Source organism: Aureispira sp. CCB-E (assembly GCF_031326345.1).
Lineage (GTDB): Bacteria > Bacteroidota > Bacteroidia > Chitinophagales > Saprospiraceae > Aureispira.
Genome location: NZ_CP133671.1, coordinates 6,159,416 through 6,177,241, shown reverse-complemented (window position 1 = coordinate 6,177,241; position 17,826 = coordinate 6,159,416). Strand labels below are relative to the sequence as shown.

The window sequence follows — 17,826 nt, the reverse complement described above, 5'->3', positions numbered from 1 at the left end:
TATTTAATCATTGCCTTCTTCTTCATAAAGAGCATCATCTCCCAAGTCATCTTCGTCTATAGGAAGGGGATCTTCCTCTTTGCACCCCTCTGGAAATTCACTCATTAACCAAAGATCAATACCTGAACCCATGGTTGCATTCTCTCCTGCCGACGGACTTTGTTTCCAAACCCAAGCAGCTAAAGTATCGTTAACAACACCTTGAATGTGAACCGTTCCTAAGTTGAATTGACTTCCTTTGATCGTAAACTCAGCAACCCCATAAGTATCACAAATTAAATTAGGAATATATTGAGGCAAAGCATCAACACCTTCTAATAAAACTAAATCTACAACAGCATTTTGAGGTATTTTTTTAGGTTCTGTAGGTGGTTTTTCTCCTGCATTGGGATCGGCTTCGATAAACAAAGGAACACCATCTACGTAGGCTTCCACAACTGTGTTTTCTGCTTTTCCACCAGGTTTATAAGTTAGTTTGCCTACTTTTAGATTGCTTCGTTGTAGTTGGCGGACAACATATTCTCTAGGTCGACCGATTAATTGGTTGTAGTACAAATTAACTGTACAGTCCGAATGTCTGGTAATTGTCAAGTAAATTTTTCTACTTTCTTTTACACGGAAAGAAGGACGTGGATTTTGCTCTTTAATAATGCCGCCACTACTATTTCCTTTACAGATAGAGTCTGTTATTACAAAATCTAATTTTCTTGTAGCTAATAATTTTTCAGCTTCGTTCAACTTCATATTAACCAAGTCGGGAACTTCAATAGATTCACCGTGCAAAGTATAGAAACTCAGCGACCACATTAACACCTGAACCAATACAAATGTTAATACTATGACACCAAGGATGTTGAGTAGCAGGGTTTTGCGGAGATACCACAAGTCACTAAAAAAGGTACGTATTTTACTCATAATTTATGTTTCTTTTCTACTATTTACTGTAAGTATTAACTAGCTGTTGGTTGCGTTGAATACCAAAATTTAGAATTTGATGAATAAAGTCATATGGTTTGTAACCATTAATAGCGCATTGATGGAAAATACACGTAGCAGGAGTCATACCTGGTAGTGAATTAACCTCAATAACAATTGTTTCAGCCGTTCCATCTTCAAAAATGCGAACAAAAGCATCAATGCGGGCATAACCAGTCACATTTAGTATTTCCGCTGCTTTTTGTAAGGTAGCACGAACTTGTTTAGAAATGTACTCGTGTTTATAAGGCAAATGAGCAGGAACAAATCGGGCAGGAGTGATATTTTGACCTTCACCAGCTAAAAATTTCTCTTCCAAAGACAGCACTTCGCCTGTTGCCAAAGCTTCGGAAGGTTCAAAAATTTCATAAACCAAATTGCCTTTAGCGTCGTACTTAGTTAGTAATCCACCTGTAATTTCCAGAAAATGAACCGCATCTTTTTTCTCAATAAAAGCTTCCAACAAAGCAACTTCTTTTTGGGGAAACTCTTCCTTGGGTTTTAAACCCAAAATTTTAGCAGGGTGAGGATTGATGAATTCTTTGTCACGGAAGAGGGCTTTTAAAAAAGCATCCAACTCCGTGGCGGACTTAATCAATTTAACAGCCGAACTACAGCCATCATCTACTGGTTTACCAATAATAGGATAGGTTAGTACTTTTTCAATATTACTAATTGTAGCTAGAGGATTTTCTAAGAATTCTTTTTTGTTGATTAGTAATTGATCTGTTACCGACAAACCATGCTTTTTTAGCAATTGCAGGGTATCGTATTTGTTAATGGTAACTTGTGCCGAACTAGCCAACGAACCATTAAAAGGAATGTGCTGCTCTTGCAAGTATTGTTGAACTTCTCCATCTTCTCCTGGGCGACCATGCAAGGCGATAAAAACACCATCTACCTCTTTACCTAATTGTTCATATTGAACCAAACGAGGTGAAAAAATAGGAGGTTCTTGAGTGTATCGTTTTATAATCGCATGACAAGCTTGCTGTATGTTGAGAATAATGGGGTGTGTTGTATAGGCTGCAATTTTATCTCGAATATCGTCGGCATTATCCTTTAGCAATAAATTGATAGGAATATGGTATAATTGATGTGCTTGGCGATTTCCTGTAACAAAAATTGGAATGGGTTCATAGCGGTCAGAGCTAGCTAGTTTTTCGTAAATATTGCGCCCACTTTCAACCGAAATGTGTCTTTCGGAAGAATAACCACCTAGAAAAACGCCTATTTTTTCTCGCTTAGATAGGTTTTGCTGTTGTTCTTTAAGTTGAGCGTCCAATTGGTCCAACAAATCTTCATACAGCCCCAATTGTGTGCTTGTTTGTATGCGTTCGACTAAAGAAGTACGAATGATATAAGTTAAAAATTGAGATGGATTTAGACCAATTTCTGCTGCTTGATGAAAGAAAAAAGAGGAAGGCAACATCCCTGAAGTTGTGTTGGGATCATTTAGAAAAATGCGGCCATCTTCTTGAATAAAACCATCAATACGGGCATAGGTGTTAAACTCCAAATAATCAAACAATCGTTCGCATTCTTGGCGAATGGATTGAATCGTGGCTTCTGGTAAATCAATAGGCGTTAGCTTTCTAGATAATCCAGCTAAATACTTAGAACGGTAATCAAAAATTTCTTTACCTTTTAAAATTTCGGTAGGAGGCAAGGCAATAGCTTCGTTCTCTTCGCCTCGAATAACAACACAAGAAAATTCTCTACCGTGAATAAATTCTTCCAATACCACCGTATGTTCTGAATTATCACCTTGTAAATGAACAACAGAATGTTGTGTGAAATAGGATTCTAAGAAGGCTAGTAGAGCCTCAGGGTGATATAGGATCGTTTGGGTCTCCATAATTTGTAAAGGAAAACCTATTCCTGTCCGTATATCTGTTAGCGTTTTAAGAAAATCAACTTTTGAGGCAGCAGCCCATGCATTCCATTGCTCAGCAGTAATCGTTTCTACAAAAAAAGCAGCATTGACAGCAGGCTCAATATCCTCGATTTGGTTAATAATGCGTACTCCAATAGAGGAACCTTGATTGGCTGGACGAACAACCATTGGCAATCCAATTTGTTGGACAACGCTTGCTTTCCAATCTTTTGAGCAGCCTTTGAGCCATTGATTGCGTTTGACAATTTCCATTTTTGGCATGTTAAATCCACTGGCATCCATCAATTTCTTTTGGTAGGATTTGTCCATGCCAATACTGCTAGCTCGAATACCTGAACCAGAATAGGGTAGGCGAAGGCATTCTAATAGCCCTTGGATCTGACCATCTTCACCTAGATTTCCATGTAAAGCCAAGAAGGCAAAGTCAATTAAATCAGGAAGCTGATCTACCGCAATAGGTGTCCCAACTTGTTCGATTAATTCTTGCAGTTGTGCTTCTTCTAAATTTTGTAAACTCTCAATATATACTTGAAAAGAATGTTTGGTTTCGGGAAGATAGGCGGCAGGAGGGTAGAAATCTCTAATGGTGCCTTTGTACAAAAATTGCCAATTGAGTAAAATAAAATTTCCCAGACTATCAACAAAAATAGGAACGGGAGTGAACAAACTTTTATTCAAATTGTCATAAACTGTTCTACCTCCTGCAAAGGAAATTTCTCGCTCTCTGGATGTCCCTCCAAAAAAAATACCGATACGCATTGTTTGTATGCTTAAATTTTTGAGATAAGTAAATCTAAAAAAATAATTGATTGATTTTTTCCCTTAATCGTGCGTTCATAAAGTAATAATCAATGCCCACGCAGTAGCAGCGTAGCTAAATACTATCACAAAATAGATAGTAGGTTAGGCTGTAAAATTACAGTTTATTTTTGTACTTACATAAAAAAGGCTTAGACAACGAGTAAATGGTTGCATAAGCCTTTTAATTGGTCAAAGGAGTTACCTTATATTTTGATGAATTGATATTCTAAGTCGTTGAGTGTTAAGTAGAACGTGCGTTCATCTGTAAATTCAATAGCAATATTATCATCAAAAGGCCCTGTATTTGATTTTATAGTAAGTGTTTCACCTACGTTGTTAAGAACTTTTCGACTAGATTGAGTAACCGACCAAGTTGCTTCTTCTACAATCCAAGTAGTTGAATTACTGCTACTTTGCATTTTTGTTTGCAAGGTACCGTTGGAGTTGAATGTCATGCTAGCATTTTTGAGCAAGAAAGGTCTATTCTGATAAAACATTTGCAAGTCTCCAACATTTTTCAATTCCCATTCTCCAATTAACTTTTCTTTATAATTCGTCAAATCCAAATCATTGCCACAACTAGAAAAAAAAGAACAGGTTGCCAAAGAAAGAAATACTAATAGTAAGTTTTTTGAAATGTTAAAAAAGTTCATAATAAAGTAGTTGGTCTAATGGTGATAATACTTTGCGGAGAAATTATATTCATTTATTCTATGAATGCTTCGTAATTGATTATCAATAAGATGATTTTAGTTTTGATTTTGATAGTCAAGTGTTTATGAAGGCTTTTTTTGTTTTTGTGATCGCAAGCATAGAATCCACAACTACGCAGTAATAACGCAGTTAAGTACTAATTTTGAAAACATATCATAAATATAACATTTCAAAAGATAAAACGACGCTTTGGAGACAATATTAAACCAATTTTTGCATATTTTCCTTAAGCCTTTTAAGGTAACGATTTTGCAAGTAATAATCTCTGATTTGCTCTAGTTGTTGTGGTGTTGCAGTTGTATCATTATAAGTATCAAAAATCGGCTGTACCTGCTCAAGGAGTTCTTTTTCTTTTTCCTCTACCTCCGTTTGTATCGCTTGATGTATGGACGCATCGTAATCGAATTGCAAATCCATAACACGTTCGTTAATATCCATCATTTCCAACAAAAAAGATTGCGGTAAGTTTGTTTTTATCTCTTTGCCTAACAAGCCTTTAAGTTCAAGAACATATTTGATTCGTTTTTCCTGATCTTTTAATAATTTATAAGCCTCGTTGTTGAGGGTGGATAAGGCTAAGATTTCTTCTTGTTTTTCTTCTGATTCTAAAGTATAAAAATCAGGATGATATTTTTTGCTTAATTTTAAAAATTGACGACGCAAAGCTTCTGCATCTAATTGAAAAGAAATAGGGAGGTTATAAAATTCAAAATAGTTCATAATTAGTGTGTAATACTCCGTTAATTATTTTGTGAGCAGCTCCTTTAAAGCTTACTCGTACTTCCTGTTATTATATATAAGTGCTTCGCAGTTGATTTTCAGGTTTAAACGATTTTGGAACGGAGTGATGAGTTTACTTAGTAAATCTAAAAAATAATGCTCAATCCGTTTGCATTTTAGAAACCGGATTGAGCATAAAAAAGAGCCTAGAATGGTTTATGATTCAAATCCATTGACTCCGTTAACAGTAGTATATTTGAACTGTACTTTTTTATCTGGATAAATATGCTTAAAAGCAGATTGCACCATTAAGGTTCCTTCATGGAAACCACAAAGAATTAACTTTAGTTTTCCTGGATAGGTATTGACATCGCCAATTGCATAAATCCCAGGAATGTTGGTACTGTAATCAAATGTATTTACCTCAATAGCTGAACGGCTAATATTTAAACCCCAGTCGGCAATAGGACCTAGCTTAGGACTCAACCCAAATAGAGGGATAAAGTGATCTACGTTTTGAGTAAATTCCCCATCTACTTTGTGCTTGATTGTCACTTCGTTCAATCGACCATTACCATTAAGACCAACTACCTGAGCTTCTGTGAGTAGCTTGATTTTGCCAGCTGCGGCCAATTGTTCTACTTTTTCTACAGAATCCAACGCTCCTCTAAATGCTTTGCGACGATGCACAATAGTCACTTCTGATGCCACTTCTGACAAGAAAATAGTCCAATCTAAGGCAGAGTCACCACCACCTGCAATAACAATCTTTTTGTCACGGTATAGTTCAGGTTCTTTGATGATATATTCTACACCTTTATCTTCAAAATCTGTAATATTTCCAATAGGAGGTTTGCGAGGTTCAAAACAGCCCAATCCCCCAGCAATAGCAATAACAGGAGCAATCAGTTTTGTTCCTTTGCTAGATGTCATACAGAATCGCCCATCTTCTAACTTTTCAATAGTTTCTGCTCGTTCCCCTAAGGTAAAACCAGGCTTGAATGGTTCAATTTGCTTCATCAGGTTATCTACTAAGTCACCAGCTAATATGTCTGGAAAACCTGGAATATCGTAGATTGGTTTTTTGGGGTAAATCTCTGTTAATTGTCCTCCTGGCTGAGGCAAAGAGTCAATTAAATGGCATTTTAGTTTGAGCAAACCTGCTTCAAATACAGTGAACAAACCACAAGGCCCGGCGCCAACGATAATGATGTCTGTTTCTATCATTTTTATACATTTTTGATTTGGCAAAAAGCTTTTACTCAAAGCTAAATTTTAAATTTTATATACTTTTTTGAAGGATTCTTTTGGTCACAATAGTTGTTAGACAACCCAAAAATAGTAAACTCTTGAATTTTAAGAAATCGATTGTTAAGAATCTAACAAACCTTCTTCTTTTAATTGTGCAATCCACTGCTCTAAGCGTTCATCTGTCTGTTGAGGTTGATTGTCCTCATCAATAGCTAATCCCATAAAGAAGCCCTCTTCTACAACAGCTTTGGACGCTTCGTAATCATATCCTTTGGTACTCCATTTCCCAACAATTGTTCCACCATTTTGTTGGACAACCTTACCGATAATACCTACACCATCAATAAAAAACTCAGCATATCCCTCTTGATCTCCTAACCCAAATAGGGCAACGGTTTTTCCACTAAAATCAACTTGTTGGAACTGTTCAAAAAACTCATCCCAATCGCTTTGCAGTTCTCCGTCATACCAAGTAGATAAACCTAATATTAAGGTGTCGTAAGCAGCAAACTGCTCTATCGAAGCATTAAAAACATTGATGCTGTCAACTTGATCTTGTCCTATAGAGTCAACCAATATATTTACAATTTCTTCTGTCATTCCTGTGTCAGAACCCCAAAAAAGACCTATTTTCTTCATAAGTAAATGATTCCTTGTTCTGTAACATTACTAGGGCTTATCGCAAATTAATGCTTTCATAAGGATAAGCTCTATTAAATTAGAGAGCAAATGTCGGTAAAAAAATATAAAAAAAAGCATCTCTATGCATTTAATTGGATTTAATCTAAATAGAGGGCTAAAGAAATGTAATAGAAGATTATAAATCATAAAAAAAGCCACTTCATTTGATTGAAGTAGCTTTTTAGAATTGCTAAAAAGTAGCAATGAGTAATATTTTACTTTTATCTTATTCTGTTTTGATTAATTCCTTGACAGTAGAAGATTGTGCGCTGTTGATGTGTACATAGTAAATGCCACTTGGCCAGTCATTTGTTTTGATAGAATAGGTATTCAAACCTTGTTGTACATTAATTTCTTTGGATAAAATTAATTGTCCAATTGCATCATAAACAGTAATAGAAGACTCTTTATCAATTGTAGAAACAATTTCTAGTGTGGCATCACCGTCAGAAATTGGATTAGGGAATAGATTAACGGTTTGAACATTACCATCTTTGGTTAATGCTGCAACTACAGAATGTGTATATTCGGAAGTACCATCAACATTGACAGTTTTTACTCGATAATAATAATTGATATTCGGTAGTACCGCAATGTCATTAATAGAATAGTTTTGAGTGATTTGGCTATTGCCGACAGCTGTATGCGTAGTAATTGGAATAAAGTTGGCATCATCAGTACTTCTTTCGATGACAAAATGATCAACATTAACCTCTTTGCTTGTTGCCCAATCTACTTTTATAAATCTATTATTAATAGGAGTAGCGATTAAATCTGTAATCTGAGACTCGAGAATAACAATTCCAGAAAGTACACCAAAAGCAGAAAAGTCTTCAAATCCTGTTCTTTTTAAGTTGGTAGGAGCAGGACCACAGTCATTGTGTAATGGATTTGGAGCAGGATAAGCAAAAACATCATCTTTCGATATTGTCCAAACGGTACCCGTCCAAGGCGTTGTTGGATCTTGTGGCCAAACACGGATTTCATATTCTCCACCATTAGTTACATTATTAATATCATCAAACATCCATTCTCCATGACGGTCGCCCCAAAAATCATTCATATCGTAACCACTACATTCTGTAGCGGCTCCCATAGTATTGTTAGGGCTACCTGCTTCAAAATAGCCAGATAAAACGTCATAGTTATTAGCACCAAATACAAAGTGCACATACTGAAAACCTCTGTTTGTACCATTGTTAGCAACAGGTGCTCCTGGCTCTAAACCAATAAAGTAACCATAGGTTCCACCAGCAGGGTTAATTGCACGACGGTGTTTGCCAATGATATAACCATTGTCTTGAACAGACATGTTGTCCCCTCCAGTTTGATGCCATGTATCGTTGATGTAATTTCCTTGACCAGCTGCAAGGTTCATCATACCAAACTCAGCAGTATAAGCAGACCCATTAGCTGGATATGTGATGGCGCCAACCATTCCAATATCGCTAGTGACAATGCTCGTTGCATTTGTAGGACCTAAGCCTTGAGGATCAAAGTTGACAGAACCTCTAACATCTGCAACATATTGAGGAGTAGCCCCTGCACCACTATTGACCAAATAAACAATACCTTGGTCATTGTTGAGTTCTAAATTATAAAAAGAACCATCGTTGACCCCAATTTGAGATGTTCCACCACGTACGGCATAACTCCCCGAAATAAATTGGCGCTCGCCAACGTTAACATCACTATTTTCAATCAATGTAGTTCCTGTTCCTCTTTGTTGGAAGAGTTCATCGGAGTACATATTTCCTTGTGTTTTCAACAAACCATTATTTTCTAACACACCAGAGGATTGACGCATATGAACGTCTCCCCAAACATGTACCTCAGCACCAGCTTCGATGTGCACCAAAGCACCATTGTTGTAGAACTCGTTGGAATGTTGAGCCTGTAGAGGGAATGCAAGCAAAGCACTTGCTGCGAACAGGCTACTAAGTGTAAATTTTTTTAAATTCATATATTATATTGTTTAATTTAGGAGGACATTTTATTTGCTGAGAACATCAAAAAAGACATTCGATATTAAATATACGTAGAATTTTGTAAATGGACTACTAATTTTTGAGAATTGTTCAATGAATTCTGATTTTTTTATTGAATAACTCTGTGACTTTCAGTTAACTAATTGGTTGCAAGTTATAGTGCTTGTAAAACGTTTTTGAGAATACTTCTTTGATAGTCAGTTTTTTGTAGCTTAAATGGGTTGGAGAGAAAGAAAGCAAAGCCTCCTTTTTAACGAATGTAGAAGTATTTTTGTTGCGTAAGTGCTATAGAAATGAGTTTGTTATGGTTTTGTTAGAAAGGAGGGGATTAGTGTATTATTTTCTTAGGAAAAGCTTCAAGTTGGATTTCTGCGCTTATATTTTCATTCTGGTGTTTATCAAAAACAGCTGTTTTTATCTCTTCTTCAGATAGTTTTCCCCAATAGTTGGAGCCAATTTTTAAAACTTCTGTCGCTTCATCTGCACAAGGTTCAAACAACTTAATATGATATTTTTTGTGGTTGTAAAAGTTATTGTTCTCAACCAAAGAAGTGCCTTGATTGTAATATTTACAGGAGAGTTTTAAATTGGTTTTATTGTGTTTAAAATCATTGTTGGCGACCAAAAAAGAGGAACGTTTATTCATTTTGTGCAACTTGATGGCGTAGTCTTCAAATTTTATAAATTGGTTGTGGCTAATGTCAACAATGCCACCTCCCAGCATCCAAACAACAAGCCCAGAATGTCGACCATTACCTGTGAATTTTTTTAATGTATTATTTTTGAAAGTAGTTGTGCCACCCAACATAATAGAATTGCAGCTTGTCATTTTATTTTGTACAACTGTTGCTAGACTTGTATTTCGAACATTTAAAACTCTATTACAATGTTTGAAACAAGATTTTTTAACCCAAATTTCTGCTTGCCGTTCGGTTTGAATTGCAGTATAACAATGCTCAATAGTACAATTAACAAGATTGATATTGCAACCTTTCGATCGAATCAAATGCGTAGGAGCATTACCAGTGCCCTTGAACGAACAATAGATAAAACAAACTCCTTCTTTTGTATCCGGGGTATAATCATTACACTCTTTGGTAAATAAAAAGCCATTCCAATCGGAGCCATTTAATCCTACAAAATATATTTTTTGATTTTTGCTTCCCTTTGCTACCAAATTACCACTAACAATGATTTGAGTTTCTTTCGAAAAGAAAATCTTAGTTCCTGCTTGAATGGTTAAAGTGATGTCTTTTTCAACCAATAAATCAGTTGTGACAACATAAGGGCTATTGGCTTTTGTCCAAGTTGTATTTTGATCAATATTTTGACCGACATAAGTAGTGGCATTTGCACCAAAAAACGTACAAAACCAACTGCAAAAAAATAATACCAGCGATTTTTTACACAGCATGATGGATAGTTGAGAGTTTAAAAGAGGTATTCTGTGTAGTGATAGTAACGATTACCAAGCATAAAGTTGTATGGTTCGCTGTAGTTCTTTTTACTTTTTTAGCTCGCTAGGCTCGTGAGATCACAAGCTTAGTTACCAAAAAGATAAAAAAGCACATTCATACTTAGTTGATAATTAAAACCTTATCTCAAAATGCGCTGAAATTATAATTTATTGATTATCAACTGCGCAGCACTCATGAAGTACCACGTAGTAGCAGCGCAGCTAACTATTGAGATGGATTGTTTGTGAAAATACAATATTATTTTGATTTTTCTATTGCTTTATAGTTCAAATTGTTTGAAATGAACCTATTAAGGTGATAAAGCAATGCTAAGGCATTTGGAAGTAAATAACACGTGTCAATTGTTTTCGAATTGTTCTAATGTGTTAAATAATAAGTCTTTGAGATAAGTTTTAGACGTGTGTTTTTTTTGCCATTCAGATAAGGTATCAATTCTAATTTTTTCTTCTTGCAACTGTGCCAATTCATCAATTTGTTTTTGATATTTTAGCGAACGATTAAGTAAAGTTTTATACGCAGCGCCATTTTTCTTAATCAATTCAGAAATTCTTGAATATTCTCCTCGAATGTCACTAGCCAAATCATTAATAGCGTTGCATTTTTCTGTTGCAATCAATTGATTAGGTTGATAGACCAATTCCGCCTTAGTTCGAATGGCATCGATCGATATTTTGAATTGATTATGTAGTTGGTCTAGTTGTTCTAATTCTTGTTCGGCTGTTTCTAGCTTAGAAATCAGGTTCGTATGTAGTTTGTTCTGCTCTTTTTTTAAGGTAGTAAGCTCCTTAGTTTGCTTTTTTAGAAGCTTTTCTATGTTGTCATTTTGTTCTTTTTCTAAAGATTGTCTGTACAGATGTATCTGTTCATCAATTTTTTGGTTCAGTTCTTTTTCTTTTGCTAGAATTAATTTTTCTTGTTCAGCTTTTTCTTGCTCTAGTTTCTTTTGGGCGTTAATTAAATCAATATTTTCTTTTTCTAAAGCTTTGATTTTCTCCTCACACACCATGTTGAGACGTTCTGTTTCTTGCTCTATCTCATTAACTTGTTCTTGATATTTTTCTAAACGATTTTTTAATCTAAAAATAATAGGGTCGCCATAGAAAACCTCTTGAATCTCGCAATATTGTTGTAAGTTGAAGATAATATCATTGAGTTGTTCTTGTCTTGTTTTGACCCAAAAAGCCAATTCTATAGGATCATTTAAGATTTCTGGTTGGTTGGCTAATTTATCCAAGGCTTGGTCAAGTGCTTCCAATTTAGATTGGTTAATTTCCCATGTATTGACCATATTTAGCTTTAGGTCGACCAAATCGGATAGATTTTTTACTTTTTGTGGGGTGTCAAAATTTACTTTAGGAAGTTCTTGTGTTAGCAAATGGAATAGCTCCTTAGAAAAAAGTGGGTCAATATTAAAAGCATTGATTTTTTCTAAGAATACATCAAATCGTTTTTTTACTTCTTTGGGAGCAAATTCAAACTCCTCGGCTGAATGTAGATTACTTAATAAATCAATATAACTATTTAGTTCTGATTTAGAATTTAAACCTAGTTCCTTTCTTGTTTTATCTACTATTTTGTTAAACTGATATTTTAATTTCTGCTGTTGCTGATGGCTCTTATTTTTAATGCTATTTTTTTGTTGTATAAAAACCCAAAATTCTTTGCGTTGATTGATTTGGTTATTTGTTATTTGGGATTTGAAACGCTCTAATTCTTTTGCCGCTTTTGTTTTGAGTTTTTTATAATGCGAATTAACTGTAGACTCGAAATTTACATCTTTAAGCTTTTGTAATTCTCTTTGCTGTTCTGTCTCAAGATGCATCAAAGGTTTTTCATGAATTGATATTTTCCCTTTAATCGCACTAATGGCTTGTTGTATTTTAATTCTCAACGAAATAAAAGACTTAAATTCATATTTATTAAAAGCTGGTTGTTTTTTTAGTTTCTCTAAAAATGTCTTATTGGCTACTTTGTAAGCTTCTAGCTCTTTTTCTCGTGCCGATTCTATGTCTTTTTGTATTGTTTGAGTCCAAGTTTTAAGTTGAGTAATTTGTTGTTCTAAATCAGTTCGTTTAGAGAGATGCTGTTGAATTAAATCCAATTCTTTCTGCACTTTTTTTTCCGACTTATTGTTTAACTTGTTTTTTTGCTTTATTAGAGCTTGTTGTTTTTGATCTACTAATGTGCTTACTAATTTTTGAGTAGAGGCTATGGTTTTGTTGGTAAGTGGGCTTTTATCATCAATCTTTAAACGTTGATAGGTTGACGGAGAAATAATAACCTTGCCAATGTGATCAATGCCATGGCGAAACTTAGTTAAAAAAAGTTGCGGGGCAATAATAAGCAATAGTGCTAAGGCAAAAACAAAAAACATAGGATATGTAAATAGTAAAACGCCAAGAATGATGCTGACTAATATAGACTGAAGTAAGAATTCTCGGTGACTATGAAGGCGTTGTTTATAGGCTTCTTGTAACTCTTGAAGCAATACATTCTTTTGTAATGTTGGAGTAGGAAGGCTGATATCAGCAGATGTAATCCCCTTGTTGGGATATTGAGTTGCTGGCAAAGCAGGAAGTGCAATGGATAATCGATTCAGTAAGCTATTGGGGGTAAAATATAAATTAGATGGTGGAATGGTATTCTTAGGAATTTTAGTAAAGGGTAATTTTAGTAAATCTGCCAAGGTATTGCACCAATCTGCTGGCGAAGGACGAAACGAAGGGTCTTGGGCACCATATTCGAAGCAATTTTGAAACAACTCTTGTACCTCTTTAGGTATGTGGAGGAATTGCTTATGAGGAGGAGGGATTACTTTAAAAAATGATTGCTTTTGGCTATGATGCACATACAAATCATTCTCAATTTTGTCATTAAGACCAACTAGATTTTCATAAGGAGAATGACAAGAGGCAGCAAAAGGATGTAAGCCTAATAATAATTGATAAAAAATAACGCCCAAACTAAAATAATCCCAAGTTTCTAAGATGGTTCCTCTAGGTCCTTTATAATGCTCTGGAGGTGTATATTCGGGCGTTGCTACAGGAGCCGAAAAAATTGCTTTGCCATCTTTGATGACTTCAACCGAATCCATATCTACAACTGCCAACAAACCATTGGGTTGCATCAAAATATTATCTGGTTTTAGATCTACCAAGACATATTGACCGCTTGCATGAATTTGATGAATAACAACGGCTAGATTAAAGCAAGTGCGCAATCTAAGTTTGAGAGCATTGGGTTGCTGAAATGCAAACCGTTGCCAAGCCTTATCGGCTTTGCGAGGAAGCTTGGATAATGTTAATTTTGTGAGCTTTTTGCCTTCTATTTTTAGCAACAAAATACCAATAAATTGCTTGTCTTTATACACTAAATCTTGCACCCAACCAATAGAAGGAGCTTGATTTTTACTAAATGTAATCGGAGGGTGCTGCATCAAATACTGCATCTTTGCCTCCCGTTCTGCTGTACGTTTTTCAGGATAGTAGATTTTAGCAACCATATAACTATACGTTCTTGGGCTAGCAATGGCATAAATTGCTCCCTCTCCACCACTGGCAAAAGGCTTGTCAGAAATTTTTATTTTCTCCTTACTATATTTAGTATAAAAGTGTAGTTTGTTAGACATTAGGATTCTATTCGTTCATGATTCGTTGTAGGTGTAAAGGCACAGAGTAGGGATTTATTCTTTAAATATAAAGGATAGATAATTAATACTACACGGATTTTTTAGTTTTTTGATGAAAATATAGAGATTTATCTTTTATTTGATTGATTATGAGTGTTTTGTTGGGTTTTGGCGATGTTGCCTAATTCATTGCGACTGGCACGCAGTAATGAGGCATAGAATACACAAAAAACAGTTTTTTGCTCAATACGCCTGTTTCAATCTTATGACTTGTAATCGGTTTGCTTGTCGTCTAGCTGTTCTAGGCGGTTGAACAACAGGTCTTTAATGTAAATTTTGGTTCGATAACTTTCTTTCCATTGTATCAATGTCTCTATTTTAATTTTTTCTTCCTCTGTGTGCAGCGTTTTGTGTTCTATAGAGGTAAGCGCACGACCTAATTTTTCTAGTTGTACCTGTTGTTGTTTGAATTTATCAAGATTTACTAGGCCTTTTTTGTATTCTTTCTTATGATTTTTAATATGGTGAATGGTATTTTGATGGCTATGAGCATATTGATGAAATGCTTGTTCAAGGGAAGCGTATTCTTTGTCATAAGCTTGTTTGTATTTGTCATAAACAGCTTCAGATTTGGATTGAACAGCTATTAAATCTTCTTCATATTGTTTAATAAGTAGTGTTTCTTCTTGATTGAGCGCTTCTTGCTTGTCGTTATAATCCTTTTCTAATTGTTCCCAATGCTGTTGTTCTTGTATCAACTGTTGGTGCAATTGTTCGTTTTTAACTTCCCAATCTTTTTGTAGCTTTTGTTGAGCCTCTTGATATGCTTGTGTTAGAGTTTGAATAGAAGTTTCTTTTTCTTGTAACCAAGATTGACTGTATGCATTCAATGCTTGTGAACATTCATCTTGTAATTTTTTTTCTTGTTTTGCTCTGTTAATAGTTTCTTGAGGAAGCAAATTCTCTACGACTTTGTTTAAGTTAGCTTCATAAGCTGCTTTTAATTCGTCAATGGCTTGTTGATGATAAAGGTAACTTTCCATCATGGTAGTCGTTTGAAAAATTTTTGCCGCTGAGAAGAAAGCCATTTGGAGCTCTGTGTATTGTTCAAGATCTATTTCTATCGTTAGTAGATGTTCTTTTACAGAATCGACCCAATGTTCCATGAATCCACTATCTTCAGATAGTGGAGGATACTGGAGTAACCAATCAAGAGCTTTGTGTACAGCATCAAAAGCACGCATCATACTATCGTAATGTGATTTTATTTTTTTTTGGCGATGACGCAGCGTATAATTGGTAGTATGTCCCAAGCTGGCTTTTTCAATGACAATAGGTGTTGATGTTTGAGTATTATAAGCACTAGCTAATAGAATGGCATTAACGGACGGAATGGAAAGCCCCAATTTTGAAATGGCTGCTTGAATTTTTTGATACTGTTTTTGATATTCGAACAAAGCAAAATTAAGCGCCGTTCCATCCAAGGGTGTTGCCAGTAATCTTAAGGCAGGTTTGTATTGAGAGTTAAACTTACTGCCGACTTTCTTCTTAGCTGCTTTTAGTACTTTTTCTTTAGTAATTAGGTGTTTTTTCATCTGTTTGTGCAATTTTGACAAAAGTATTTTCTGTTGCTGTGTATAAGAAGCATACTTAGGATGATTAAACGCAATAGGATGTAAATCCTGTTGGAGTGATTTTAGGTCTTGTGCAAGTTGTTGATTAATAGCATCGCAATGGGTTTTGAATTGAGAAAACGAATCAACGTGAATTTGCTTTATTTTTTGCGTATAATCTTCGTCTAACTGTTGGGCACTAACGGATTTTTCAGCGTTGAGTTGTTCTAATTCCTTCTTTAAAAGATCAATCCTTTTTTTGCTCTTAAATTGATGATGGGTATTGTCTTTTTCCAATTGACGCCCCGTTGATTTGATTTGTTTAAATTGTTTGACAAATTGCTTTCTAATTGCATCTTTTTGACTCCACTCTTGTTGTCTAGCCTTTTCCAAAATTGGTTTTAATATACTCTTGATCCAGTGATTAAATTGTGCTACTTCTTGTTTTATTTTTTCTTGTTTGATCAAACCTATTTTGATTGGCTCCACAAGATTTTGAGTATGTTGTATTTGTTGAAGATACTGCTCCAACATTTTTTGTTTCTCATGCAATTTTACGACTTGCTGTTGATGTTGAAGCTCTTGTTGTTTTTTTGTTCGCAATAAAGCATCGTGCTCAACGTATAAGTTGTGGTTTATTTTGGATGATACCGTTTTGCCTACAGCTTGAATGATATCGTGATTCTTGACAAAGAAAAAGTGAATAGAGATAACGCAAAATAGAATTAACCCTATTAACAACAATCCTTGAAAAAAATAGATAATTCCTGATAGAACACACAAAAGCAGCAAGCCCATCATTAATTTGTTGCGTTGCAACTGTATGCTTTGTTGATATGCTTTCAAAAGCAAGTCATAGGCACGATTCTGCGTATTGAGTCCTATTTTAGGATATTGATGCGCCAAGGAATTGGACAGTCCCTCTTTGATAGGAGGGAGGGAGGGAATGCGAATATCTAAGGGGGTATAATCTAAATTTAAATCGAGGGCAGGTACATAGTTGGCTGGTTCAAAATACAAATCAGAAGGTGGAATGTCGATTTTAGGAACCTTATCCGCAGCAATATCAAAAGGCAATTCTAATAATTCTGCTAAGGTACTACACCAATCCAGCGCACTCGGTCTATCAAAAGGATTTTTTGCCCCATTCTCAAAACAAGCTTGAAACAACTGCTGTACAGGAATAGGCAGCTGATGATAATGTTGATGTGGGGGAGGAATAACTTTAAAAGATGCTTTTTTATCAGCATTATGAACATATAAATGATGTTGAATTTTGTCGTGGAGACCTACTAAATTATCATAAGGAGGATGGCAGGACGCAGCAAAGGGATGCAACCCCAAAAGCAACTGATAAAAAATAACGCCCAAACTAAACCGATCCCATGTCTCATGAATTGTTGTTCGAGGATTGGTATAGTGTTCTGGTGGAGTGTATTCTGGAGTAGCCACTGGAGCCGAAAAAATTGTTTTGCCATCTTTGATGACTTCAACCGAATCCATATCTACAATTGCCAATAAACCATTGGGTTGCATCAAGATATTGTCTGGTTTTAAATCTACCAAGACATATTGTTCACTTTTGTGAATTTGATAAATAGCAACCGCCAAATTAAAGCAAGTACGCAAACGGAGTTGAAGTGCATTGGGATCTTGAAACGAAAAACGTTGCCAAGCTTTATCTGCACGGCGAGGTAGTTTGGCTAAGGTTAGCTTGGTGAGCTTTTTTCCTGCTATTTTTATTAATAAAATACCCAAAAATCGGTTGTCTTTGTACACTAGATCTTGTACCCATCCAATAGACGAATGTTGTCCTTTGGCAAAGTGAATTGGCGGATGCTCTAACAGGTATTGCATTTTTTGTTCCCGTTCTTTTGTTCGTTTGTTGGGGTAGAAAATTTTAGCCACCAAATGTCGGTAAGAACGAGGACTTGCAATGGCATAGATAGCCCCTTCACCACCACTAGCCATCGGCTTGTCGGATATTTTGATTTTTTCTTTGCTGTACTTTGTGTAAAAATGTAATTGATTGGGCATTGTCGTTCCGTTCAACAGCAGTTTATATAGTGTTTGATTAAGG

10 protein-coding genes are annotated in these 17,826 nt (G+C 35.4%); all 10 read right to left on the bottom strand.

Translation table 11 applies throughout. The features are described 5' to 3' along the window. Positions 1-3: 3 nt before the first annotated feature. The 10 genes from QP953_RS23975 to QP953_RS23930 all read right to left on the bottom strand — a co-directional run bounded on the left by QP953_RS23975 (position 4) and on the right by QP953_RS23930 (position 17,783). Positions 4-915: a PASTA domain-containing protein gene (locus QP953_RS23975; RefSeq protein WP_309553190.1), complete on the bottom strand. Its 912-nt coding sequence runs from the start codon at positions 913-915 to the stop codon at positions 4-6. 19 nt (positions 916-934) lie between these two features. Next, positions 935-3,631 carry a D-alanine--D-alanine ligase gene (locus tag QP953_RS23970; RefSeq protein ID WP_309553189.1) on the bottom strand — a complete coding sequence of 899 codons (2,697 nt, stop codon included), beginning with the start codon at positions 3,629-3,631 and terminating at the stop codon, positions 935-937. A 245-nt stretch (positions 3,632-3,876) separates the two neighbouring features. Next, positions 3,877-4,326 (bottom strand): hypothetical protein, encoded by a 450-nt coding sequence (locus tag QP953_RS23965; protein WP_052592815.1) that lies wholly within the window; start codon positions 4,324-4,326, stop codon positions 3,877-3,879. A 262-nt stretch (positions 4,327-4,588) separates the two neighbouring features. Continuing rightward, the gene (hscB, locus tag QP953_RS23960) at positions 4,589-5,107 is read right to left on the bottom strand and encodes a Fe-S protein assembly co-chaperone HscB (protein ID WP_309553188.1); all 519 of its coding nucleotides are present in this window, start codon (positions 5,105-5,107) and stop codon (positions 4,589-4,591) included. Between the two features lie 216 nt (positions 5,108-5,323). Beyond that, a complete protein-coding gene (locus QP953_RS23955; protein WP_052592818.1) occupies positions 5,324-6,334 on the bottom strand; it encodes an NAD(P)/FAD-dependent oxidoreductase in 1,011 nt (336 codons plus the stop codon). A gap of 144 nt (positions 6,335-6,478) precedes the next feature. Further along, on the bottom strand, positions 6,479-6,997 hold the full coding sequence (locus QP953_RS23950) for a flavodoxin (protein WP_052592820.1): 519 nt from the start codon (positions 6,995-6,997) through the stop codon (positions 6,479-6,481). 268 nt (positions 6,998-7,265) lie between these two features. Further along, on the bottom strand, positions 7,266-9,002 hold the full coding sequence (locus QP953_RS23945; RefSeq protein ID WP_309553187.1) for a T9SS type A sorting domain-containing protein: 1,737 nt from the start codon (positions 9,000-9,002) through the stop codon (positions 7,266-7,268). Between the two features lie 353 nt (positions 9,003-9,355). Beyond that, positions 9,356-10,441 carry a hypothetical protein gene (locus QP953_RS23940; RefSeq protein WP_052592824.1) on the bottom strand — a complete coding sequence of 362 codons (1,086 nt, stop codon included), beginning with the start codon at positions 10,439-10,441 and terminating at the stop codon, positions 9,356-9,358. Between the two features lie 401 nt (positions 10,442-10,842). Then, positions 10,843-14,133: a hypothetical protein gene (locus QP953_RS23935; protein ID WP_309553186.1), complete on the bottom strand. Its 3,291-nt coding sequence runs from the start codon at positions 14,131-14,133 to the stop codon at positions 10,843-10,845. 263 nt (positions 14,134-14,396) lie between these two features. Next, positions 14,397-17,783 (bottom strand): hypothetical protein, encoded by a 3,387-nt coding sequence (locus tag QP953_RS23930; protein ID WP_309553185.1) that lies wholly within the window; start codon positions 17,781-17,783, stop codon positions 14,397-14,399. Positions 17,784-17,826: the final 43 nt, after the last annotated feature.

Coding starts and splice junctions, on each gene's coding strand:
- QP953_RS23975 (WP_309553190.1), bottom strand. CDS start 915: ATGAGTAAAATACGTACCTTTTTTAGTGACTTGTGGTATCTCCGCAAA.
- QP953_RS23970 (WP_309553189.1), bottom strand. CDS start 3,631: ATGCGTATCGGTATTTTTTTTGGAGGGACATCCAGAGAGCGAGAAATT.
- QP953_RS23965 (WP_052592815.1), bottom strand. CDS start 4,326: ATGAACTTTTTTAACATTTCAAAAAACTTACTATTAGTATTTCTTTCT.
- hscB (WP_309553188.1), bottom strand. CDS start 5,107: ATGAACTATTTTGAATTTTATAACCTCCCTATTTCTTTTCAATTAGAT.
- QP953_RS23955 (WP_052592818.1), bottom strand. CDS start 6,334: ATGATAGAAACAGACATCATTATCGTTGGCGCCGGGCCTTGTGGTTTG.
- QP953_RS23950 (WP_052592820.1), bottom strand. CDS start 6,997: ATGAAGAAAATAGGTCTTTTTTGGGGTTCTGACACAGGAATGACAGAA.
- QP953_RS23945 (WP_309553187.1), bottom strand. CDS start 9,002: ATGAATTTAAAAAAATTTACACTTAGTAGCCTGTTCGCAGCAAGTGCT.
- QP953_RS23940 (WP_052592824.1), bottom strand. CDS start 10,441: ATGCTGTGTAAAAAATCGCTGGTATTATTTTTTTGCAGTTGGTTTTGT.
- QP953_RS23935 (WP_309553186.1), bottom strand. CDS start 14,133: ATGTCTAACAAACTACACTTTTATACTAAATATAGTAAGGAGAAAATA.
- QP953_RS23930 (WP_309553185.1), bottom strand. CDS start 17,783: ATGCCCAATCAATTACATTTTTACACAAAGTACAGCAAAGAAAAAATC.